The organism is Pseudomonas sp. Z2-11, assembly GCF_054161305.1.
The window spans coordinates 1,103,105-1,125,956 of sequence record NZ_CP096395.1 but is presented as its reverse complement, the minus strand read 5'-3'; the positions used below and the strand labels follow the sequence as shown (position 1 = coordinate 1,125,956).

At 61.5% G+C, this 22,852-nt stretch carries 17 protein-coding genes; 14 read left to right on the top strand and 3 right to left on the bottom strand.

Annotated features, from left to right (window positions below; translation table 11 throughout):
• Window positions 1-128: 128 nt before the first annotated feature.
• The 14 genes from M1E16_RS04875 (at window position 129) to M1E16_RS04810 (ending at window position 18,236) form a co-directional block, all read left to right on the top strand.
• Window positions 129-1,445, top strand: coding sequence for a nucleotide sugar dehydrogenase (locus M1E16_RS04875; protein WP_305496603.1), 1,317 nt, complete (start codon window positions 129-131; stop codon window positions 1,443-1,445).
• Between the two features lie 100 nt (window positions 1,446-1,545).
• Window positions 1,546-3,027 (top strand): mannuronan synthase, encoded by a 1,482-nt coding sequence (gene alg8 / locus M1E16_RS04870; RefSeq protein WP_370870998.1) that lies wholly within the window; start codon window positions 1,546-1,548, stop codon window positions 3,025-3,027.
• A gap of 35 nt (window positions 3,028-3,062) precedes the next feature.
• Window positions 3,063-4,232: an alginate biosynthesis protein Alg44 gene (locus M1E16_RS04865; protein WP_305496605.1), complete on the top strand. Its 1,170-nt coding sequence runs from the start codon at window positions 3,063-3,065 to the stop codon at window positions 4,230-4,232.
• A gap of 15 nt (window positions 4,233-4,247) precedes the next feature.
• A complete protein-coding gene (gene algK / locus M1E16_RS04860; RefSeq protein ID WP_434569717.1) occupies window positions 4,248-5,732 on the top strand; it encodes an alginate biosynthesis TPR repeat lipoprotein AlgK in 1,485 nt (494 codons plus the stop codon).
• A 5-nt stretch (window positions 5,733-5,737) separates the two neighbouring features.
• Window positions 5,738-7,222, top strand: a complete 1,485-nt coding sequence (locus M1E16_RS04855) for an alginate export family protein (protein WP_305501346.1) — start codon at window positions 5,738-5,740, stop codon at window positions 7,220-7,222.
• 26 nt (window positions 7,223-7,248) lie between these two features.
• Complete coding sequence (gene algG / locus M1E16_RS04850) at window positions 7,249-8,841, top strand: mannuronan 5-epimerase AlgG (protein ID WP_434673588.1); 1,593 nt, start codon at window positions 7,249-7,251, stop codon at window positions 8,839-8,841.
• A 12-nt stretch (window positions 8,842-8,853) separates the two neighbouring features.
• A complete protein-coding gene (locus M1E16_RS04845; protein ID WP_434631471.1) occupies window positions 8,854-10,305 on the top strand; it encodes an alginate O-acetyltransferase in 1,452 nt (483 codons plus the stop codon).
• Between the two features lie 23 nt (window positions 10,306-10,328).
• Window positions 10,329-11,453 carry a mannuronate-specific alginate lyase gene (locus M1E16_RS04840; RefSeq protein WP_434631474.1) on the top strand — a complete coding sequence of 375 codons (1,125 nt, stop codon included), beginning with the start codon at window positions 10,329-10,331 and terminating at the stop codon, window positions 11,451-11,453.
• A gap of 213 nt (window positions 11,454-11,666) precedes the next feature.
• Window positions 11,667-13,232, top strand: a complete 1,566-nt coding sequence (locus M1E16_RS04835; protein WP_434625921.1) for an MBOAT family O-acyltransferase — start codon at window positions 11,667-11,669, stop codon at window positions 13,230-13,232.
• 11 nt (window positions 13,233-13,243) lie between these two features.
• Window positions 13,244-14,419 (top strand): alginate O-acetyltransferase, encoded by a 1,176-nt coding sequence (locus M1E16_RS04830; protein WP_305496611.1) that lies wholly within the window; start codon window positions 13,244-13,246, stop codon window positions 14,417-14,419.
• 14 nt (window positions 14,420-14,433) lie between these two features.
• Window positions 14,434-15,099 carry an alginate O-acetyltransferase AlgF gene (locus M1E16_RS04825; protein ID WP_458129324.1) on the top strand — a complete coding sequence of 222 codons (666 nt, stop codon included), beginning with the start codon at window positions 14,434-14,436 and terminating at the stop codon, window positions 15,097-15,099.
• Window positions 15,100-15,249: 150 nt separating this feature from the next.
• Window positions 15,250-16,701: a mannose-1-phosphate guanylyltransferase/mannose-6-phosphate isomerase gene (locus M1E16_RS04820; RefSeq protein ID WP_434569722.1), complete on the top strand. Its 1,452-nt coding sequence runs from the start codon at window positions 15,250-15,252 to the stop codon at window positions 16,699-16,701.
• Window positions 16,702-16,916: 215 nt separating this feature from the next.
• A complete protein-coding gene (locus M1E16_RS04815; RefSeq protein WP_458129323.1) occupies window positions 16,917-17,381 on the top strand; it encodes a multidrug transporter in 465 nt (154 codons plus the stop codon).
• A 30-nt stretch (window positions 17,382-17,411) separates the two neighbouring features.
• On the top strand, window positions 17,412-18,236 hold the full coding sequence (locus M1E16_RS04810; protein ID WP_458129322.1) for an SDR family oxidoreductase: 825 nt from the start codon (window positions 17,412-17,414) through the stop codon (window positions 18,234-18,236).
• A 1,364-nt stretch (window positions 18,237-19,600) separates the two neighbouring features.
• Here the strand turns inward: M1E16_RS04810 and M1E16_RS04805 are convergent.
• The 3 genes from M1E16_RS04805 to M1E16_RS04795 are packed head-to-tail and all read right to left on the bottom strand — an operon-like array spanning window position 19,601 to window position 22,845.
• Complete coding sequence (locus tag M1E16_RS04805; RefSeq protein WP_458129321.1) at window positions 19,601-20,464, bottom strand: efflux RND transporter periplasmic adaptor subunit; 864 nt, start codon at window positions 20,462-20,464, stop codon at window positions 19,601-19,603.
• 10 nt (window positions 20,465-20,474) lie between these two features.
• A complete protein-coding gene (locus tag M1E16_RS04800) occupies window positions 20,475-20,675 on the bottom strand; it encodes a DUF1656 domain-containing protein (RefSeq protein ID WP_434569726.1) in 201 nt (66 codons plus the stop codon).
• Window positions 20,665-22,845, bottom strand: a complete 2,181-nt coding sequence (locus M1E16_RS04795) for an FUSC family protein (RefSeq protein WP_458129320.1) — start codon at window positions 22,843-22,845, stop codon at window positions 20,665-20,667. Before M1E16_RS04795 ends, M1E16_RS04800 begins: the two co-directional genes overlap by 11 nt.
• Between the last annotated feature and the right edge of the window lie 7 nt (window positions 22,846-22,852).

Sequence of the window (22,852 nt, the reverse complement as noted above, 5' to 3'; positions counted from 1 at the left end):
ACACTCGGAACTTAGTATGCCTGCACACGGCACTGTGGCGCCTGCATTCCACACTTCCGAGTGCGCGATGACCGCTGAACACTTATTAACTCCGGCCATTTGATGGCGTGAAAACAGAGGTAAATGCGATGCGCATTAGCATATTTGGTTTGGGTTACGTCGGTGCAGTATGTGCCGGTTGCCTGTCTGCACGGGGCCATGATGTAGTTGGCGTAGATGTCGCCAAAGACAAGATCGACATGATCAACGCCGGTAAATCACCGATCGTTGAACCGGGCCTGGGCGAGCTATTGGCGCAAGGCATTCAAACGGGTCGCCTGCGCGGTACTACCAACTTCGCCGAAGCTATTCGTGATACTGACCTGTCGATGATTTGCGTCGGTACACCGAGCAAAAAGAACGGCGACCTGGAACTGAACTACATCGAAGCCGTGTGCCGCGAGATCGGTTTTGTCCTGCGTGACAAGACCACCCGTCACACCATCGTGGTTCGCAGTACCGTACTGCCGGGCACCGTGGCCAATGTGGTCATCCCGATCCTCGAAGACTGCTCCGGCAAGAAAGCCGGCGTCGATTTCGGCGTCGCGGTCAACCCTGAGTTCCTGCGTGAAAGCACCGCGATCAAGGACTACGACCAGCCGCCAATGACCGTCATCGGCGAGTTCGACAAAGCGTCGGGCGACGTCCTGCAATCGCTGTACGAAGAACTCGACGCACCGGTCATCCGCAAGGACATCGCTGTCGCCGAGATGATCAAGTACACCTGCAACGTCTGGCACGCCACCAAGGTGACCTTCGCCAACGAGATCGGCAACATCGCCAAGGCCGTCGGCGTCGATGGTCGTGAAGTGATGGACGTAGTCTGCCAGGACAAGGTCCTGAACCTGTCCCAGTACTACATGCGTCCAGGCTTCGCTTTCGGCGGCTCGTGCCTGCCAAAAGACGTGCGCGCCCTGACCTACCGTGCAGGCTCGCTGGACGTGGAAGCGCCGCTGCTCAACTCGCTGATGCGCAGCAACGAATCCCAGGTGCAGAACGCCTTCGACATCGTCTCCAGCCACGACAAGCGCAAAGTCGCCCTGCTGGGCCTGAGCTTCAAGGCCGGCACCGACGACCTGCGTGAAAGCCCACTGGTGGAACTGGCGGAAATGCTGATCGGCAAGGGTTTCGACCTGAAGATCTACGACAGCAACGTCGAATACGCACGCGTCCACGGTGCGAACAAGGATTACATCGAGTCGAAGATTCCTCACGTCTCGTCCTTGCTCAATTCGGACTTCGACGCGGTGATCGACAACTCCGACATCATCATCCTTGGTAACCGCGACGAGAAGTTCCGCGCGCTGACCGAGAACGTACCGGAAGGCAAGCAGGTCATCGACCTGGTTGGCTTCATGTCCAAGGCCACCTCCCCGAGTGGCCGGACCGAAGGCATCTGCTGGTAAGTCTGTTAGCCGGCCGGGGCGTGCCCCGGCCGGCCTTTCGCCTGCCTTAACCCATCGGGCCGCCCACAAGGCCCGCCCGAGATAGAGACGGATGCAGATTATGCACAGGCTAAAGCACGGCCTGCTTCAGGCCGCCGGTTGGCTGTTTTACTTGAGTTTATTGATGGGCATCGCCACGGCGCTGCCCACGTCCACGTTCGACTCCGAATCGAAGGATTTCATCTTCCTGATCGGCGCCGTGGGCATCTGGCGTTATTCCATGGGCGCGACGCATTTCGTGCGCGGCATGATTTTCCTGTACATCGTCTACCCACACCTGCGCCGCAAAGTGCGCAAGCTGGGCAAGGCGGCGGATCCGTCCCACGTTTACCTGATGGTCACCAGCTTCCGCATCGATGCGCTGACCACCGCCCAGGTCTACAGCTCGGTCATCCGCGAAGCCATCGACTGCGGGCTGCCGACCACCGTGGTCTGCTCCATCGTGGAAATGTCCGACGAACTGCTGGTCAAGAGCCTCTGGGCCCGCATGAACCCGCCAGAGCACGTCAAGCTGGACTTCGTGCGCATTCCCGGTACCGGCAAGCGTGACGGCCTGGCCTTCGGTTTCCGTGCCATCTCCCGTCACCTGCCGGACGACCGTGCCGTCGTGGCCGTGATCGACGGCGATACCGTCCTGGCCGAAGGCGTCGTGCGCAAGACCGTGCCGTGGTTCCAGCTGTTCGGCAACGTCGGCGGCCTGACCACCAACGAGTTCTGCGAAGTGCGCGGCGGCTACATCATGAGCGAGTGGCACAAGCTGCGTTTCGCCCAGCGTCACATCAACATGTGCTCCATGGCCCTGTCCAAGCGCGTGTTGACCATGACCGGGCGCATGTCGGTGTTCCGCGCCACCGTCGTGACCAACCCGGACTTCATCGCCGACGTTGAAAGCGACTCGCTGCAACACTGGCGCCTGGGCCGCTTCAAGTTCCTCACCGGCGATGACAAGTCGAGCTGGTTCAGCCTGATGCGCCTGGGCTACGACACGTTCTACGTGCCGGACGCCGCCATCAACACGGTTGAGCACCCGCCGGAAAAAAGCTTCATCAAGGCGAGCCGCAAACTGATGTTCCGCTGGTACGGGAACAACCTGCGGCAGAACTCCCGGGCATTGGGCCTGGGCATGAAACGTCTGGGCCTGTTCACCTCGGTCGTGCTGTTCGATCAGCGCGTGTCGATGTGGACCTCGCTGCTGGGCCTGACCGTGGCGATCATCGCCAGTGTCAAGTACGGCACCGCGTTCATCCTGGTGTACCTGCTGTGGATCGGTATCACGCGGTTGCTCCTGACGCTGCTGCTGTCGTGCTCCGGACACCGGATCGGTCCGGCCTACCCGGCGATTCTCTATTACAACCAGATCGTCGGCGCGCTGGTGAAGATCTACGTGTTCTTCCGCCTCGATCAACAATCCTGGACTCGCCAGCCCACCCACCTGACCCGTGATCTCGCCAGCTTTCAACGTTGGTTCAACACTTGGTCGTCTCGGACCATGACCTTCTCCGCCGGCAGCATCTTTGTCGCCGTGCTGCTGACGATGGTCTGACCGGACTTGAATGAATTAACTAGGAAATCGCCCCTATGAACACCGCCGTGAATGTCAACGTAGTGCATGAATCCGAAGCCCAACGCCAACACGCCCGGGTCAAAATCCCGGCCAAGTTGCGCTTCTTCGGCCCCGACCGTACGCCGATGGAAGTCAAGGTCCTCGACCTGTCCGCCGGTGGGTTGTGCTTCAACGCCGGCCAACTGCCGCTCAAGGTTGGCGAGACCTACAAGGCGCGCCTGCAGTTCGTGATCGACAACCTCGGCCTGGCCATGGACGTCGAATTGCAGATCCGTTCCTACGACCGCCAGACCGGCCGCGCCGGTTGCCAGTTCCAGAACCTGGAGCCGCGGGACATCTCGACACTGCGCCACATCATCACCTCGCACCTGGCCGGCGACATCGTCGGCGTCGGTGATGTGCTGGCGACCCTGCAACGCGACAACTTCACCAAGGCTCGCAAGCAGAAAGATGAAAACGGTGGCATGAGCGCCTTCGGTCGCCTGCGCGCCGTGACCTTCAGCCTGGGCATCTTCATTGTCGGCCTGGCGGCATTCGGCTTCATCTTCAAGTCGGTGTACGGCATGTACTTCGTCAGCCACGCCCAGGCCGGCATCGTCAACGTACCGGGCATGGCCATCACCATGCCGCGCGACGGCACCGTGCAAAGCCTGGTCAAGGCCGACGGCCTGGCCGCCAAAGGCGCCCCGCTGGCGACCTTCAGCACCAGCATGCTCGACGTGCTCAAGGGTCACCTGGACGACAACCAGCTGCAGCCAGCCAAGGTCGAGGAACTGTTCGGCAAGCAAATGACCGGCACCCTAACCTCGCCATGCGATTGCATCGTGGCCCAGCAACTGGTTTCCAACGGCCAGTACGCCAGCAAGGGTGACGTGATCTTCCAACTGGTTCCTCGCGGCGCCGAAGCCAACGTCGAGGCACGTTTCTCCTATCGCCAGTTCGGCGACGTGCGTCCAGGCACCCCGGTCAGCTTCCAGGTAGCCGGCGAAGACGCCACCCGCACCGGCAAGATCGTCAGCAGCACCAGCCTGAAAAGCGCCGACCTGTCTTCCGATATCCGTGTGCTGATTCAGCCTGACGAAGCCCTGGACAGCGCGCTGGCCGGCCGTCCGGTGGAAGTCGTCAGCGACCGTGGCCCGAACTTGAACTGGCTGATCGACAAAGCCATGGCCGTCGGTCTTTAAGTCGAGGAAATGCCCGTGACCATTATAAAAATCCTTAACACCCCACAGAGCCTGTGGGAGCGAGCCAGCTCGCGAAAGGATCAACGCGGTCAGGATGATGCGCCGCAAGCCCGTTTCCAAGTGGGGACCCTCTGCGCCTTGGCACTGGCCGTGAGCCTGGCCGGTTGCGCCGGCCTGCCCGACCAGCGCCTGGCCAACGAAGCCCTCAAGCGCGGCGACACGGCGTTGGCGCAGCAGAACTATCAGCAACTGGCAGACCTGGGCTACAGCGAGGCCCAGGTGGGCCTGGCCGATATCCAGGTGGACAGCCGCGACCCCGAGCAGATGAGAAAGGCCGAGGCGACCTACCGCGCCGCCGCCGACATCTCGCCGCGCGCCCAGGCTCGCCTGGGTCGCCTGCTGGTGGCCAAGCCCGGTTCCACCGAAGCTGAAAAGCACGAAGCAGAAGGCCTGTTGAAAAAAGCCTTTGCCAACGGTGAAGGCAATACGCTGATCCCGCTGGCGATGCTGTACCTGCAATATCCCCACAGCTTCCCGAACGTCAACGCGCAGCAACAGATCAGCCAATGGCGCAGCGCCGGTTATCCGGAAGCGGGCCTGGCGCAGATCCTGCTCTATCGCACCCAGGGTACGTACGACCAGCATCTGGACGAAGTGGAAAGAGTCTGCAAGGCCGCCTTGGCGACCACCGACATCTGCTACGTCGAACTGGCCACGGTCTATCAGAAACGCGGCCAGCCGGAACAGCAGGCCGAGCTGATCAAGCAGATGCAGGCCGGTCACGCTCGTGGTGTGGTCTCGGCCCAGCGCGTGGACAGTGTCGCGCGTGTCCTGGCCGATTCCAGCCTGGGCAAGACCGACGAGAAAACCGCTCAGTCGCTGCTCGAAGGCATCGCGCCCGGCAACCCTGCTTCCTGGGTCAGCCTGGCGCAGCTGCTCTACGATTTCCCTGAGTTGGGCGACGTCGACAAGATGATGCAGTACCTGGAAAACGGCCGCGCCGCCGACCAGCCGCGCGCCGAGCTGTTGCTGGGCAAGCTGTACTACGAAGGCAAGTGGGTACCCGCCGACGCCAAGGTCGCCGAGGCGCATTTCCAGAAAGCCGTGGGCCGTGAAGTGGCCGCCGATTACTACCTCGGCCAGATCTATCGTCGCGGCTACCTGGGCCAGGTGTACTCGCAAAAGGCCCTGGATCACCTGCTCAAGGCCGCTCGCAACGGCCAGAACAGCGCCGACTACGCCATTGCCCAGCTGTTTTCCCAAGGCAAGGGCACCAAGCCCAACCCGGTCAACGCTTATGTGTTCAGCCAGTTGGCCAAGGCGCAAAACACCCCGCAAGCCATCGAGCTTGCCCAGACCCTCGAAGAACAATTACCGCCGGAACAACTTGCACAAGCGCAACGCCTGCTACAACAAGAGCAGGCCATTCGCGGCGCCATGAGCCCCGATACGCTGGAACTGCAAGCCCTAAAAGAAGATGACGGCGAGGAACCTCTATGAAGCTTTTGAAGCTCAATCCTTTTGTACAGGCTGGTATTGGCCTGTCGTTTGCCCTGCTGTGGTCCTGCCCGACCCTGGCGGCCCTGACCGATAGCAAGAACTTCGGCCTGGAAGTGAAGATCACCGGCCAGTCCGAAGATGACCGCGACCTCGGCACCCAGCGTGGTGGCGACGTCAACGGCATCGGCCTCGACCTGCGCCCTTGGGTCTACGGCGAAAGCGGTGCGTGGAGCGCCTATGCCATGGCCCAGGCCGTGACGTCCACCGACATCATCGAGACCGACACCCTGCAACAGTCGGACGACGCGACCCAGCAAACCGACAGCGGCGACCGCGAGGCCAAGAAAAGCTACCTGGCCATGCGCGAATTCTGGATTGGCTACCGGGGCCTGACCCCTTATCCGGGCGAGCAGTTGAAGTTCGGCCGCCAACGCCTGCGCAATGACGACGGGCAATGGCGCGACACCAACATCGAAGCCCTGAACTGGACCTTCGACACCACGTTGTTGCGCGCCAACCTGGGCGTCGCCGAGCGGTTCAGCGAATACCGCACCGACCTCAAGGAGCTGTCGCCCCAGGACAAGGACCGTATGCATGTCTACGGTGACGTCGGCTATCAGTGGATGCCAGGCCAATGGGCCGGGATCCGTGCCCACCACAGCCATGACAGCGGCAGCCTCGACTACCCGGTCCCGGGCCAGGCCACCGACACCCTGGACAAGACCCAGAACGGTGATCTGACCTGGCTCGGCCTGGAAGCCAACAGCGACGCCTACAACTGGCGCAACACCAATACCGTCAACTACTGGGCAAGCGTCACCGGCATGACCGGCGACCGCGACACCGTCAACCCGCTGAACGCCGACGGCACCCGCCCCGCGCAGCTCAAGCGCAGCGACGACGTCGACGGCTGGGCCACCGACCTGGGTATCCGCCTGCGCCTCGACCCGCAATGGCAAGTCGGTGCGGCCTATGCCCGCGCCAGCGAGGACTACGAACAGAACGGCCTGCAAAGCAACCGCTCGAACTTCACCGGCACCCGCTCGCGCGTGCATCGTTTCGGCGAGGCGTTCCGCGGCGAAATGGCCAACACCCAGAGCGCCAGCCTGTTCGGTTCCTGGCAGTTGCGTGACGAGTACGACGCCAGCCTGGTGTACCACAAGTTCTGGCGCGTGGACGGCAACAAGGCAGTGGGCAGCAACGGCATCAACGCCGTGGAAAACAACACCGATGACGTGACCGGCGCGATCCTGTCCACCTCGTCCCTGCCGCTGCGCGACGGCAACAAGGACCTGGGCCAGGAAGTCGACCTGGTCGTCACCAAGTACTTCAAGCAAGGCCTGCTGCCGGCTGCGCTGAGTCAATCGATTGATGAGCCGTCGGCGCTGGTGCGCTTTCGTGGCGGCGTGTTCAAGCCAGGCGACGCCTACGGCAAAGAGGTCGATTCGTACATGCATCGCGCCTTTGTCGACGTGATCTGGCGCTTCTGATGCGAACGGCCATGGGAGTGCCCGATATGAACCACTACCTCAGGAACAGCCAGGCGATGAAAGGTTCGATCAGCCTGTTGGCCGCAGCCATGCTGCTGGCCGGCTCGTCGGCGTTCGCCAACGTTGAACCGGTGGTCAAGCCGGGCAACGTGGTCAAGGAACTGCAGCAAGCCAAGACCTACACCGTCAGCAGCGCGCCAACCGCACCGCTGGAACTGGCCGCACCGACCCTGCCCGACCTCTCCGGCTACACCGCCGAAGCGGTCGCGGCGAAGATCGTGCGCAGCAAGCCCGGCAAGGTCAGCGTGCGGCGGATGATGCAGGAAAACGCCTTGAAGGACTTCATCGGCGGCGACAACAAGATGGCCGAGTGGGTGGTGCGCCAGCACGGCATCCCGCAGGCCATCTTCATCGACGACGGCTACATGAACCTCAAGGATCTGGTCAAGAAGGTGCCCAAGCAGTACCTCAAGGAAACTTCGCCAGGCGTCTTCCTGGCGCGGATTCCGATTGTCGTGGGCGAAAAAGGCATCCTGGAAATCGATAAGCAGACCCAGGAACTGCGCCTGTCCCAAGAGGGCGGCTCGTTCCTGGTCAACGATGGCCGGATGTTCATCCGCGACACCAAGGTCACCGGCTGGCGTGAAAAGGACAACGGCCCCGCGACGTTCCGTTCGGCCAACGAGTTCCGGCCGTTCCTGCTGTCCTGGGGCGGCACCGAGACCTACATCGTCAACACCAAGATGGCCAGCTTCGGCTACGCCAACAGTAAGTCGTATGGGGTGAGTATTTCCCAGTACACGCCGAACATGGCCAAGGTCCTCAAGCGCCCGGAACCGACCGGCTGGATCATCGGTTCCGAGTTCTCGGACATGTGGTACGGCTTCTACTGCTACGAAACCAACGATTTCGTGGTCAAGAGCAACACCTACAAAGACAACATCGTCTACGGCATCGACCCCCACGACCGTTCCCATCGGCTGATCATTGCCGACAACACCGTCTACGGGACCAAGAAGAAGCACGGGATCATTATTTCCCGTGAGGTCAACGACAGCTTCATTTTCAACAACCGCAGCTATGACAACAAACTCTCGGGCCTGGTGATCGACCGTAACAGCGTGAACAACGTGATCGCCTACAACGAGATCTACAAGAACCACACCGACGGCATCACGCTTTATGAGAGTGGTGACAACCTGTTGTGGGGCAACAAGGTGATCAGCAACCAGCGCCACGGCATTCGGATTCGTAACAGCGTGAACATCCGCTTGTACGAAAACCTGTCCATGGCCAACGGCCTGACCGGTCTTTATGGCCACATCAAGGACCTCTCCGACACTGACCGGGACATCAAGCTCGACCCGTTCGACGCCCAGGTCTCCTTGATCGTGGTCGGTGGCGAACTGGCCGGCAATGGCAGCGGCCCGTTGTCCATCGACTCGCCATTGAGTGTCGAGCTGTACCGCGTGTCCATGCTCGCGCCGACCAAATCCAGCGGCATCAGCTTCACGGGGATCCTTGGCGAACGCCAGGACGAAATCCTCGACCTGCTGGTGCGCCAGCAAAAAGCCGTGCTGATCGACCCTGTCGAACGCCAGACCGAAATGCGGGACTGAGGAATGACCTTTATGAACCCACAGATGATCAAACTTCTGGGCCTGTCCGCCCTGACTGCCGGCATTCTCGCCGCCGCAAGCGGCGCGCGCGCCGATGAAGTCAAAGCACCGACCTTTACCGCCGAACCCTGCTGCAACCTGTGCCCGGCTGCCCATGACGCGAAGAACTACACCACGCGCTACCAGCAGAACTTCACCACGCTGGTGCAGGCCCAGGGCGATTGGCTGTTCCGTACTCAGGAAGACCTGCGTACCGAGTTCAATACCACGCCGGCCGGTTACAAGCGCATGCAGCAACTGCACGACGCCTTCAAGAAAAAAGGCGTCGAGCTGGTAATCGTCTACCAGCCGACCCGTGGCCTGGTGAACCGCAACAAGCTCAACCCGCAGGAGAAGGCTTCCTTCGACTACGAAAAGGCCCTGGCCAATTACAAAACCATGCTCGGCCGTTTCGCGCAGATGGGTTACGTGGTGCCGGACCTGTCGCCACTGACCAACGAAAACCTGCCCGAAACCCTGCCGGCCCACGACTTCTACTTCCGCGGCGACCAGCACTGGACCCCATACGGCGCCCAGCGCACGGCGAAGATCGTGGCCGAGAAGGTCAAGCAGATCCCGGCTTTCGCTGACATTCCCAAGCAGGAATTCGAGACCAAGAAGTCTGGCCGCATGGGCAAGACCGGCACCTTGCACAACATGGCCGGGCAACTCTGCGGCACCAGCTATGCGATCCAGTACATGGACCAGTTCACCACCGAGCCCAAGGGCGAGGCTGGCGACGGCGACCTGTTCGGTGATTCCGGCAATCCGCAGATCACCCTCGTGGGCACCAGCCACAGCGGCAAGAACTACAACTTCGCCGGTTTCCTGCAAGAAGCCATCGGCGCCGACATCCTCAACGTGGCCTTCCCGGGCGGCGGTTTCGAGGGCGCTATGATCCAGTACCTGGGCAGCGAAGAGTTCCAGAAGAATCCGCCGAAGATTCTCATCTGGGAATTCTCGCCGCTGTATCGCCTGGACCAGGAAACCATCTATCGCCAGATGATGGCGCTGCTCGACAACAACGGTTGCGAAGGCAAGCCGGCGCTGATGAGCAGCAAGGCCAAGCTCAAGCCGGGCAAGAACGAATTGATGGTCAACAGCAAGAATATGGACCTGCGTAACGGCAGTCACCAGATCGACATCCGCTTCACCGACACCTCGGTGAAAACCTTGCAAGCCACCCTCTGGTACATGAATGGGCGCCACGAGGACATCAAGATCGAAAAACCGAACACCTCCGAAACCGACGGGCGTTTCGCCTTCCAATTGCGCACCGACGAAGACTGGGCCTCGCAGAACCTCCTGGCTCTAGAAGTCCAGGGTCCTGAAGCCGGTAAAGAGCCACTGCAAGTGGAAGCGAAAGTCTGCAAACGCAATGCATCTCCGCAAGCCGAGCAACAAACGGCTCAAATCGGACAATGAGGTCTCGTCTCATGACCAGAACCATGCGCACCCGAACGTTGAAAACGCTGTTGGCGCCATCGCTGCTGACCCTGGCGATATTCGCCGGGGCCACGCAGGCGGCGGCTCCACTGCGCCCGCCGCAGGGCTACTTCGCACCGATTGAAAAGGTCAAGGAAGGCTCCGGCGGCCAGGGCTGCGAAGCCGTGCCGACGCCTTACACCGGCTCGCTGCAGTTTCGCAGCAAGTACGAGGGCTCCGACAAGGCTCGCGCAACGCTGAACGTGCAGTCGGAAAAAGCCTTCCGCGACAGCACTGCCGACATCACCAAGATCGAGCGCGGCATCAGCAAGCAGGTCATGCAGTTCATGCGCGACGGCCGCCCCGAGCAACTGGAATGCACCCTGAACTGGCTGACCGCCTGGGCCAAGGCCGATGCGTTGATGTCCAAGGACTTCAACCACACCGGCAAGTCCATGCGCAAATGGGCGCTGGGCAGCATGGCTTCGGCCTATGTGCGCCTGAAGTTCTCCGAGTCGCGCCCGCTGGCGAATCACCAGGAACAGGCGCAACTGATCGAGAGCTGGTTCAGCAAGATGGCCGACCAGGTCGTCAGCGACTGGGACAACCTGCCGCTGGACAAGACCAACAACCACTCGTACTGGGCCGCCTGGTCAGTGATGGCGACCGCCGTGGCGACCAACCGTCGTGACCTGTTCGACTGGGCCGTCAAGGAATACAAGGTCGGCGTCAACCAGGTAGACGCCGAAGGCTTCTTGCCCAACGAGCTCAAGCGCAAGCAACGCGCCCTGTCCTACCACAACTATGCCCTGCCGCCGCTGGCGATGATCGCCAGTTTTGCCCAGGTCAACGGCGTGGACCTGCGCCAGGAAAACAATGGCGCCCTCAAGCGACTGGGCGACCGGGTGCTGGCCGGGGTGGAAGACCCGGACATCTTCGAAGAGAAGAACGGCGACGAGCAGGACATGAAGGATCTGAAGATCGATTCGAAATTCGCCTGGCTCGAACCGTTCTGCAGCCTCTACACCTGCTCCGAGGACGTGCTGGAACGCAAGCATGAAATGCAACCGTTCAAGACCTTCCGCCTCGGCGGCGACCTGACCCGGGTGTATGACCCTTCGCGGGAGAAAGGCGAAAAAGGTAGTTAAGACTCAACACATTTCCTGTGGCGAGGGAGCTTGCTCCCGCTGGGGTGCGTAGCGCCCCCAAGCCTGACGATGCGACTGCTTCGCAGCCGAGCGGGAGCAAGCTCCCTCGCCACAGGTAAGCAAGTGTTCGAAATGTAATAGCCCCCCGGTTTTCATGGGGGGGTTTGGGGGGGCTCTGGCCCTTGACTGTTGATTCAACATGGAGAGATCGGGATGGTATTTTCATCCAATGTGTTCCTGTTCCTGTTCCTGCCGATCTTTCTCGGCTTGTACTACCTGAGCGGGCAACGCTATCGCAACCTGCTGCTGCTGATCGCCAGCTACGTGTTCTATGCCTGGTGGCGGGTGGACTTCCTCGCCCTGTTCGCCGGCGTCACCCTGTGGAACTACTGGATCGGCCTGAAAGTCGGCGCCGCCGGCGTGCGCACCAAGCCGGCCCAACGTTGGCTGCTGCTCGGCGTGGGCGTGGACCTGGCCATCCTGGGCTATTTCAAGTACGCCAATTTCGGTGTCGACAGCCTCAACGCGATCATCACCGGCTTCGGGCTGAACCCGTTCATCCTGACCCACGTACTGTTGCCGATCGGTATCTCGTTCTACATCTTCGAGTCCATCAGCTACATCATCGACGTGTATCGCGGTGACACACCGGCCACTCGCAACCTGATCGACTTCGCGGCATTCGTGGCGATCTTCCCGCACCTGATCGCCGGCCCCGTGCTGCGTTTCCGTGATCTGGCCGACCAGTTCAACAACCGCACCCACACGCTGGACAAGTTCTCCGAAGGCTGCACGCGCTTCATGCAGGGCTTCATCAAGAAAGTGTTCATCGCCGATACCCTGGCGGTGGTGGCCGACCATTGCTTCGCCTTGGAGAACCCGACCACGGGCGATGCCTGGCTCGGCGCCCTGGCGTACACCGCGCAGCTGTACTTCGACTTCTCCGGCTACAGCGACATGGCCATCGGCCTGGGCCTGATGATGGGTTTCCGTTTCATGGAAAACTTCAAGCAGCCCTACATCAGCCAGTCGATCACCGAGTTCTGGCGGCGCTGGCACATCAGCCTGTCGACCTGGCTGCGCGACTACCTCTACATCACCCTGGGCGGTAACCGCAAAGGCACGCTGATGACCTATCGCAACCTGTTCCTGACCATGCTGCTCGGTGGTCTGTGGCACGGTGCGAACATCACCTACGTGATCTGGGGTGCCTGGCACGGCATGTGGCTTGCCATCGAAAAAGCGGTGGGTATCGACACCAACCCACGCAGCATCAACCCGATCCGCTGGGCATTGACCTTCCTGCTGGTGGTGATGGGCTGGGTGATCTTCCGTGCCGAAAACCTGCACGTCGCCGGTCGCATGTACAGCGCGATGTTCAGCTTTGGTGACTGGTCGCTGTCGGAACTGACCCGCGCCAACCTCACCGGCCTGCAGATCGCTACGTTGGCGGTGGCCTACATCACCCTCGCCTTCTTCGGCCTGCGCGACTTCTACACCAATCGTCCGCCGGTCAAGGCCAAGCCTGAAGAGAGCACCGAAGCCAATGGGCCTGCCACCGCGCAACCGGGACTGATCAAAGCCGTACCGGGTGACAACCCGTCGACCATCCATGAACCAGGCTACACCGTCGGCGTCGAAGCCCAGGTGCAACCGGCCTACTGGACTGTGGACTGGTCGCGCTACGTGATGCGCACCCTGGTATTGGTGTTGTTCATCGCCTCGATTCTCAAACTGTCGGCGCAAAGCTTCTCGCCGTTCCTTTACTTCCAGTTCTGAGGGATCCGGACATGACCCGCTCATTACGCATCTTCTACGTCGCACTGTTCATGCTGATACTGACAGCGCTGGGTATCTGGTCGATGCGCAGCTTCCTCGGCTTCAGCACCAACCCCGATGCGACCGTGCTCAACGGTCGCTGGGCCAAGGCCGTGGAAACGCATTACGACGAAGAATTCCCGATCAAACGCCTGGGCACCAACATCTGGGCGGCGCTGGACTACAAGCTGTTCAACGAGGGCCGCAAAGGCGTGGTCCTGGGCCGCGATCAGTGGCTGTTCAGCGACGAGGAATTCAACCCGATCGTCAACGAAGACCAGAACCTGCAAGGCAACTACGCGCTGATCGAAGGCGTGCGCCAGAAGCTCAAGGAGCAAGGCATTACCCTGGTCATGGCCATCGTGCCGGCCAAGGCGCGGCTGTATCCGGAGCACCTGGGTGAAGTGAAGCCTTCGAGCATTCACGCCAACCTGTACCAGGATTTCCACGCCCGTGTCGCGGCGGACAAGATCCTTGCCCCTGACTTGCTCGCCCCGCTGCAACAGGCCAAGCAAAGCGGTCAGCAAGTGTTCCTGCGCACCGACACCCACTGGACTCCGGAAGGCGCGCAAATCGCTGCGGAACATCTGGCCAAAGCGATTGCCGAACGCACACCACTGAACGGTGAGCCACAGCGTTTCGTCACAGAGCCTGCGGAAAAAATCATCCACAAGGGCGACCTGCGTCAGTTCCTGCCGCTGGACCCGCTGTTCGAAAACCTGATGCCAGCCCAGGAACCGCTGGTCAAGCGCAACACCCGCGAAGCCGACGACCAGCCGGCCAGCGAAGACGCACTGTTCGCCGATGCCCAGGTGCCCGTGGCCCTGATCGGTACCAGCTACAGCGCCAACCCGAACTGGAACTTCGTCGGTGCACTCAAGCAAGCCCTGCACAGCGACGTCGTCAACTACGCCGAAGACGGCCATGGCCCGATTCTGCCGATGCTCAGCTACCTCAAGAGCGACGCCTTCAAGAACAGCCCGCCGCAAGTGCTGATCTGGGAGTTTCCTGAACGTTATCTGCCCGTGAACAACGAGATCGGCGACGCCGATCCGCAATGGGTCGCCGAGCTCAAACAAGCCGGCGCCCGCCAACAGAACGTAGCTGCAAACACACAATCCGAGACGCCCGACCGGGCGCAAAACTGAAAGAGAGGTCCACCATGACTTTCAACACTACTCCTCGCCGTCTCGCTGTTCGCTCCTTCAAGGCCGTTGCCCTGGTCGCCAGCATGAGTGCCCTGTCCTTCTCAGCCTTTGCCGGTGACTCGGCCCTGTACGGCCCGGTCGCGCCAAAAGGTTCGAGCTTCGTGCGGATCTACAACGCCAGCAACGCCGAAGTCAGCGCCACCGTCGGCAGCACCAATATCAGCGACGTGGCCCCACTGGCCAGCAGCGACTTCAGCTTCATGCCTGGCGGCGACTACAGCGCCAAGGTGGGCAGCCAGACCGTACCGGTTAAACTGGCCTCCGATCACTATTACACCCTGGTCAACAACGCCAGCGGCCAGCCACAACTGATCGAAGAGCCACCGTTCAAGAACAAGCAGAAATCCCTGGTCCGCATGCAGAACCTCAGCGACAAGCCGCTGACCCTCAAGACCGCTGATGGCAAGACCGAAGTGGTTCCGAACGTAGCGGCCAAGGGCCGTGGCGAACGTGAAATCAACCCGGTGAAAGTGAGCCTGGCACTGTACGAAGGCGACAAGAAAGTCGGCGACGTCAAGCCTGTTGCCCTGGAGCGTGGCGAAGCGGCCGTGCTGTACGTAACCGGCTCCGGCAGCAGCCTGTCGCCAGTCTGGGTGAAACGCCCGGTGTCGACCCGCTGATGAGTTTTCCTGACTGACGCCCTGCCTGTGGGAGCCAACCTGCTCCCACTTTGAACCGAGGCGTCATTCAGGCACGGAACAACAACAAGAGAGTGAAACGACAGAACGCAGTAGCTCTGAAACCATTTCGATTTTGTAGGAGTAACACACATGATTCCGGTGATCTTGTCAGGTGGTAGCGGCTCACGTCTTTGGCCGCTTTCGCGCAAGCAATTCCCTAAACAGTTCCTGGCCTTGACCGGCGAACATACCCTGTTCCAGCAGACCCTCGAGCGCCTGGTGTTCGAAGGCATGGACACGCCGATCGTGGTCTGCAACAAGGACCATCGTTTCATCGTCAACGAGCAGCTGTCGGCCCGCAACCTGGAAGCCCAGCGCATCCTGATGGAACCGTTCGGTCGCAACACCGCACCTGCCGTGGCCCTGACTGCGATGATGCTGGTCAATGAAGGCCGCGACGAACTGATGCTGGTGCTGCCGGCCGACCACGTCGTCGAGGACCAGAAGGCCCTGCAACGCGCCCTGGCGCTGGCCACCGTGGCCGCCGAGCGTGGCGAAATGGTGCTGTTCGGCGTACCGGCGACCAAGCCGGAAACCGGTTATGGCTACATCAAGTCGACCAACGATGCCCTGCTGCCTGAAGGCGTCAGCCGCGTTTCGCACTTCGTCGAAAAACCCGACGTCAAGCGCGCCACTGAGTTCGTCGATGCCGGCGGTTACTTCTGGAACAGCGGCATGTTCCTGTTCCGTGCCAGCCGCTTCCTCGAAGAGCTGAAAAAGCACGATCCGGACATCTACGACACCTGCCTGCTGACGCTGGAGCGCAGCGAGCAGACCGCCGACACCATCACTTTTGACGAAGCCACTTTCGCTTGCTGCCCGGACAACTCCATCGACTACGCCGTGATGGAAAAAACCCAACGCGCCTGCGTAGTGCCGCTATCGGCCGGCTGGAGCGATGTCGGCTGCTGGTCGTCGCTGTGGGAAGTCAATCCGAAGGACGCCAACGGCAACGTCACCAAGGGCGACGTCGTGGTGCAGGACAGCCGCAACTGCATGATCCACGGCAACGGCAAGCTGGTGTCGGTGATCGGCCTGGACAACATCGTCGTGGTCGAAACCAAGGACGCCATGATGATCGCCCACAAGGACAAGGTCCAAGGCGTGAAGCAGATGGTCAACACCCTCAATGCCCAGGGCCGCACCGAAACCCAGAACCACTGCGAAGTCTATCGTCCATGGGGTTCCTACGACTCGGTGGACATGGGCGGTCGTTTCCAGGTCAAGCACATCTCGGTCAAACCGGGCGCGTGCCTGTCGCTGCAGATGCACCACCACCGCGCCGAACACTGGATCGTGGTCAGCGGCACCGCCGAAGTGACCTGCGACGAGAATGTGTTCCTGCTCTGCGAAAACCAGTCGACCTACATCCCGATCGCGTCGGTCCACCGCCTGCGCAACCCGGGCAAGATCCCGCTGGAAATCATCGAAGTGCAGTCCGGTAGCTACCTGGGCGAAGACGACATCGAGCGCTTCGAAGACATCTACGGTCGCTCCACCCCGATCGAACGCGGCGTGTCGGTGAAGACCATCGCGCAGTAAAAACTAGTAGCAACAACCAGTAGCAACGATCAGTAGTAACGATCGGCAACAAAAGATCAGTCGTACAAGAAGCCCCCGTCCAGCCCACTGCGTCCCCTATCCGCAGCGGGTTGGGCGGGGGCTTTTTCCTAGGCGTTCGGTGACCCATCCAGGGAGCAATACCCATGGCCCGCCCCCTTCGGTAGGATGTGGCGACGGTCACGGAGGCTTCAACCATGTTTATCGGCGTCTTGCTGGTCATCACCTGGCTCATCCTGCTGTTGCGCTACCCGGCCAAGGCATTGCCGGTGTCCCTGGCGGCGTTTGTCGGGTTGGGGCTGGTGGCGGCATGGGTACTCTGGGAAGAGAACCGGGAAACCCGGCAACTGGCACGTCTGGACCTGCGCGTCACGTTCGCTCCTGACCTGTGCCCCGCCGATCGCCCACTGCTGCTGAAAATGCGTAACGGCAACGACGTGCCCCTGACCGAACTGCGCTGGCGAATCGCAGCCTATGCTCCCGGCGATACCATCAACCTGGCGGACAACCAGTACAGCTCACCTCGCTACCGCGGCCCTGGCGAATTGCAACCCGGCGCCGACTGGCAGGACTGCCTGCCGATACCGCCACTGCGCCCCGGCTACCGCCCGCAGACCTTGGAGTTTCGTGCCGAGCGACTGCAAGGTAGTTTCTCCAACTGACCCTCCCATTTTTTGCACAAGGAAAGCGCCATGCCCGTTGCGTTGATCACCGGTTGTTCCAGCGGCATCGGCCGCGCCCTCGCCGAGGCTTTCAAGGCCGCCGGTTACCAGGTCTGGGCCAGCGCGCGCAAGGATGACGACGTGGCGCAGTTGCGCGCCGCCGGGTTCACCGCGGTACAACTGGACGTCAATGACGCTCAGGCGCTGGAACAGCTCGGCGAGCGAATCAACCAGGAACATGGCGGCCTCGATGTGCTGATCAACAACGCCGGTTATGGCGCCATGGGCCCGTTGCTGGATGGCGGCGTGCCGGCCATGCAGCGTCAGTTCGAAACCAACGTGTTCGCCATCGTCGGCGTGACCCGCGCGCTCTTTCCGGTGCTGCGCCGGGCGAAGGGGTTGGTGGTGAACATCGGCAGTGTTTCCGGTGTGCTGGTCACGCCATTTGCCGGGGCGTACTGCGCCTCCAAGGCTGCCGTGCATGCCTTGAGCGATGCGCTGCGCATGGAACTGGCGCCGTTCGGGATCCGCGTGATGGAGGTCCAGCCCGGTGCCATTGCCTCCAGCTTCGCGAAAAATGCCGGCCATGAAGCCGAGCATTTGATCAGCGAACAATCGCCCTGGTGGCCCCTGCGTGACGGTATCCGCGCCCGCGCCAAGGCCTCCCAGGACAACCCCACCCCCACCAGCGAATTCGCCGCCGCGCTGCTCAAAGCCGTGCAACAACCCAAACCACCGCGCTTGTTGCGTCTGGGCAACGGCAGCCGGGCGTTGCCGTTGATGGCCGGTCTGTTACCCAAGGGGTTGCTGGAGAAAGGCTTGATGAAGCGGTTCGGGTTGGGTCGGTCGCTTTAAATCATCGGGCTCTGCTTTTTACTGTTGTGCCAAGAATCCTTGGGGATAACCGGAAACATGTGGGAGCGAGCCTGCTCGCGAATACGGTCTCACATTCAACATTGATGTTGGCTGAACCACCGCTATCGCGAGCAGGCTCGCTCCCACAGGGGACTTTGGCTGAACACAACACTCATGCCCGCCGAAGATCCAGTGTGGGAGCGAGCTTGCTCGCGAATACGGTCTCACATTCAACATTGATGTTGGCTGAACCACCGCTTTCGCGAGCAGGCTCGCTCCCACAGGGGACTTTGGGTGAACACAACACTCATGCCCGCCGAAGATCCAATGTGGGAGCGAGCTTGCTCGCGATGACGGAGTGTCCGTCACCGTCCATGCAGCTGACTCACCGCTTTCGCGAGCAGGCTCGCTCCCACAGGGGACTTTGGCTGAACACAACATTCATGCCCGCCGAAGATCCAGTGTGGGAGCGAGCTTGCTCGCGATGACGGCGTGTCAGTCACCGTCCATGCAGCTGACTCACCGCTTTCGCGAGCAGGCTCGCTCCCACAGGGGACTTTGGGTGAACACAACATTCATGCCCGCCGAAGATCCAATGTGGGAGCGAGCTTGCTCGCGATGACGGAGTGTCCGTCACCGTCCATGCAGCTGAACCACCGCTTTCGCGAGCAGGCTCGCTCCCACAGGGGACTTTGGCTGAACACAACATTCATGCCCGCCGAAGATCCAGTGTGGGAGCGAGCCTGCTCGCGATGACGGCGTGTCAGTCACCGTCCATGCAGCTGACTCACCGCTTTCGCGAGCAGGCTCGCTCCCACAGGGGACTTTGGATGAACACAACATTCATGCCCGCCGAAGATCCAGTGTGGGAGCGAGCTTGCTCGCGAATACGGTCTCACATTCAACATTGATGTTGGCTGAACCACCGCTTTCGCGAGCAGGCTCGCTCCCATAGGGGACTTTGGCTGAACACAACACTCATGCCCGCCGAAGATCCAGTGTGGGAGCGAGCCTGCTCGCGAATACGGTCTCACATTCAACATTGATGTTGGCTGAACCACCGCTATCGCGAGCAGGCTCGCTCCCACAGGGGACTTTGGCTGAACACAACACTCATGCCCGCCGAAGATCCAGTGTGGGAGCGAGCTTGCTCGCGAATACGGTCTCACATTCAACATTGATGTTGGCTGAACCACCGCTTTCGCGAGCAGGCTCGCTCCCACAGGGGACTTTGGATGAACACAACATTCATGCCCGCCGAAGATCCAGTGTGGGAGCGAGCTTGCTCGCGAATACGGTCTCACATTCAATATTGATGTTGGCTGAACCACCGCTTCCGCGAGCAGGCTCGCTCCCACAGGGGCTCAGCGCTTGTCGTGGGGTTCTACCACCACCGTACAGGTCATCCCCGCCGCCAGCGGCACGCCGTCCGGTACTTCATCCAGATGTATACGCACCGGCACCCGCTGGGCCAGGCGCACCCAGTTGAAGGTCGGGTTCACGTCGGCAATCAATTCACGGCTCTCGGGGTTGTCGCGGTCGTAGATGCCCCGGGAGATACTTTCCACGTGCCCCTTGAGCAGTTCGCCACTCATCAACTGCAACTGCGCGGCATCGCCGACCCGCACCTTGGGCAACTTGGTTTCCTCGAAGAAGCCATAGACCCAGAACGAATTCATGTCCACCACGGCAATCTTCGCCTCGCCGATGCGCGCATAGTCGCCACGGTGCACATTGAGGTTGGTGACGTAGCCGTCCACCGCCGCACGGACCTCGGTGCGAGCCAGGTTCAGCTCGGCCGCCTCCAACTGCGCCTGGGCGTGCTGGTAATCAGCCAGGGCCGAGTCGGCGATATTGCTGGCGTCGTCACGGTTCTCCCGGGAAATCACCAGGCTGTCCAGGTCGGCGCGCCGATGGGCATTGACCTTGCGCATCTCCCAAGTGGCCTTGCGTGACGCCACCAGGGAACGCGCCTGCTTGACCGCAATGCGGTAATGCTCGGGGTCGATGCGCATCAGCAAGTCCCCCTTCTTGACCAACTGGTTGTCGCGCACCGGCACCTCGATCACTTCGCCGCTGACGTCGGCAGCGACATTGATTATGTCGGCCCGTACCCGGCCATCGCGGGTCCATGGGGTGTTCATGTAATGCACCCACAATGTCCGGCCGATCCACAGCGCAAGCGCCAGCACCAACAGCGTCGCCAGCAGGCTGAAAAATTTCTTCATCGCATCGATCTCAACGGTAGACCGTCAGCGCCAGCGCGCCGAACAGGCAAGTGAACAGGCTCAGGCGCAGCAGCGCCGGATGCCAGAAAAAACGGTACAGATCCAGCCCCGAGAGGAAACGATCCAACGCCCAGGCGAGGCCGGCGGCGATGAAAAACATCAGGGTCATGGTCGGCATGTATACGCCGTGGAAGGCGATCTCACGGAGCATGTTCAGGTTCCTGGGGCAGCGACGCGGCATAAGCCGCCAAGGGTGATTGCGGGTCCAGCAGGGAGGTGCGGATGAAGTGGAGGTAGCTCTTTACCCGGCGCAGGGCGGAGGTGTCGAAATGCGGGGCGAAAGGTTCGTCGGTGGCCTGGACCCGGCTGATGGCCTGGTCCACCGCGACCAGGGCGCGCTCCAGATTGTTCTGGCCGGGCTGGCGGAACAGCCGCACCAGCGCTCGCCCCATCACCCGGATTGCCTGGCGCCATGGCTGGCTTTCGGCATAGGCCGGATGCACCGGCAGCATCGACTGCTCCTTGCGCAACTCGATGATCGCGTGGCCGACTTCCAGCACCACGAACATCCAGCGCAGCAAGTCCCGTTGCACCCGGGGCTGCCCCGCCGCCAGCCCGTAGGCCTGGTGCAGCAGATCGCGGGTACGGCTCTCGAATCCCGACGCCAGGCCCTTGAGCTTGCCGCTGATGGCGAACACCACTTGTTCGCGCAAGTCCTGTTCCAGCCGGCGCCACATCCAGCGGCTGTTGGGCGGCAGGATAATCGCCCCGGCAGCCGCACACACCAGCATGCCGAGGATCATCGCGAGGTAGTCGTTGATGAAGGCGTAGGGGTTGTAGACCGTCAGGTTGTCCGGCACCGAGCCGGTGCTGAAAAAAATCAGCAGGCCCAACCCGACCCCGGCGTATTGCGCACGTGAGCTGAGGAATGCGCCGAGCATGATCACGGGCGCCAACATCACGCAGAGCAAGGGGAAGCCGTCGATCAAAGGGTAGATGAAGAACATCTCGACGAACCCGATCAACGCCCCGAACAGCGTGCCGCAGGCCATCTGGAACGCCATGCGCTTGGGGTTCGGCGTGGCGGCCGACAAGCCCACGGTGGCGGCGGCGATCATCGTCATGGTCGCACCGCTCGGCCAGGCCGTGGCGACCCAATAGCTGCCCAGCACCACCAGGATGAAGGCAGCACGAAAACCGGCAGCCGCGGCGGCCAGGCCATTGGTCTGCGACACGAAGGGTTCGTCCCAGCGCTCACGTTCGTGGCGGTGGTCGGCCAATGACGCGTGGGTCTGGGCGTAGCCATGCAGGTCCTCGACGAAGCGATACAGCAATTCGTAGGCAGTATGAAAATCCAACTGCTGCGCCTCGCTGGGATCCGTCTCCTGAAACTGTGCCCGCAGCTGGCGCACCCGAGCCGGCAAGTCGGCCTTGTAGGCCGCCAGCGCCGCCGCCAGGTGCGTCGCATCGGCATCGGTCAAGGCCCGCGCGCTGAAGCCGTCGAGCAATTCGGCGAGGGTTTGCAAACCGGGTTTGATCGCGTCCACCACCGCGTCCGCCGCGCCGTTGCGCAAGCGTTCAAGCAACTGATGCAAGGCATTGAAGCGCGTGGTAACGCCCATGAATTCGCTGTTCAGGCGACTGAGCCGACCGTTGCGCCGGCGCATGTGCGGGTCTTCGAACACGGTCACGCTGCGCAGGCTTTCCAGGCCCACCGCTTCGGCAATGAAAGCGACGTTGCGTGCCTCGAATGCCTCGGGTAGGCTGCGTCCGCGCAAGCCATCGGTGACGAACCGGGCGAACACCCCGAAGCGCTGGTAGAGCGCGTTGCGCATGGCCGCGCTCGCGGTTTGCGGCAGGATCGCGGCGCTCACCGCGGTGGCGCAGAGAATCCCCAGGGCAATCTCCAGCACCCGCCACACCGCCGCCATGAAAGCCCCTTCCGGATGGGCCAGGGCCGGCAGGCCGATCATCGCCGCGGTGTACCCGGCCAGCACAAAACCGTAGGCGCGAAAGTTGCGATAACGCGCTGCTCCGGCCGAACAGATGCCGACCCAGATCGCCAGGCAGCCGAGAAACAACTCGGTGTTCTGGGCGAACAGGGCGATCAGCGCCACCATCACCGTCGAGCCGGCCAAGGTGCCGAGCAGGCGATAAAAACTCTTGGCGAAGACCTGGCCACTCTGCGGCTGTATGACGATGAACACGGTGATCATCGCCGTACGCGGTTGCGGCAACTCCAGGCGCATCGCCAGCCACAGCGTCAGGAACGCGGCGAGCAATATCTTGAAGATGTAGACCCAGGTCACCCCATCGCTGCGGGCCCAGTCGAAAAAGCCACGGCGCCATTCGAGGCGATGAAGCCGAAGTAAATACGTCACGGAAGGC

Excerpts from the sequence above, each read along its gene's own strand:
- M1E16_RS04875 (WP_305496603.1), top strand. The coding sequence starts at position 129 with ATGCGCATTAGCATATTTGGTTTGGGTTACGTCGGTGCAGTATGTGCC.
- alg8 (WP_370870998.1), top strand. The coding sequence starts at position 1,546 with ATGCACAGGCTAAAGCACGGCCTGCTTCAGGCCGCCGGTTGGCTGTTT.
- M1E16_RS04865 (WP_305496605.1), top strand. The coding sequence starts at position 3,063 with ATGAACACCGCCGTGAATGTCAACGTAGTGCATGAATCCGAAGCCCAA.
- algG (WP_434673588.1), top strand. The coding sequence starts at position 7,249 with ATGAACCACTACCTCAGGAACAGCCAGGCGATGAAAGGTTCGATCAGC.
- M1E16_RS04845 (WP_434631471.1), top strand. The coding sequence starts at position 8,854 with ATGAACCCACAGATGATCAAACTTCTGGGCCTGTCCGCCCTGACTGCC.
- M1E16_RS04840 (WP_434631474.1), top strand. The coding sequence starts at position 10,329 with ATGCGCACCCGAACGTTGAAAACGCTGTTGGCGCCATCGCTGCTGACC.
- M1E16_RS04835 (WP_434625921.1), top strand. The coding sequence starts at position 11,667 with ATGGTATTTTCATCCAATGTGTTCCTGTTCCTGTTCCTGCCGATCTTT.
- M1E16_RS04830 (WP_305496611.1), top strand. The coding sequence starts at position 13,244 with ATGACCCGCTCATTACGCATCTTCTACGTCGCACTGTTCATGCTGATA.
- M1E16_RS04825 (WP_458129324.1), top strand. The coding sequence starts at position 14,434 with ATGACTTTCAACACTACTCCTCGCCGTCTCGCTGTTCGCTCCTTCAAG.
- M1E16_RS04820 (WP_434569722.1), top strand. The coding sequence starts at position 15,250 with ATGATTCCGGTGATCTTGTCAGGTGGTAGCGGCTCACGTCTTTGGCCG.
- M1E16_RS04815 (WP_458129323.1), top strand. The coding sequence starts at position 16,917 with ATGTTTATCGGCGTCTTGCTGGTCATCACCTGGCTCATCCTGCTGTTG.
- M1E16_RS04810 (WP_458129322.1), top strand. The coding sequence starts at position 17,412 with ATGCCCGTTGCGTTGATCACCGGTTGTTCCAGCGGCATCGGCCGCGCC.
- M1E16_RS04805 (WP_458129321.1), bottom strand. The coding sequence starts at position 20,464 with ATGAAGAAATTTTTCAGCCTGCTGGCGACGCTGTTGGTGCTGGCGCTT.
- M1E16_RS04800 (WP_434569726.1), bottom strand. The coding sequence starts at position 20,675 with ATGCTCCGTGAGATCGCCTTCCACGGCGTATACATGCCGACCATGACC.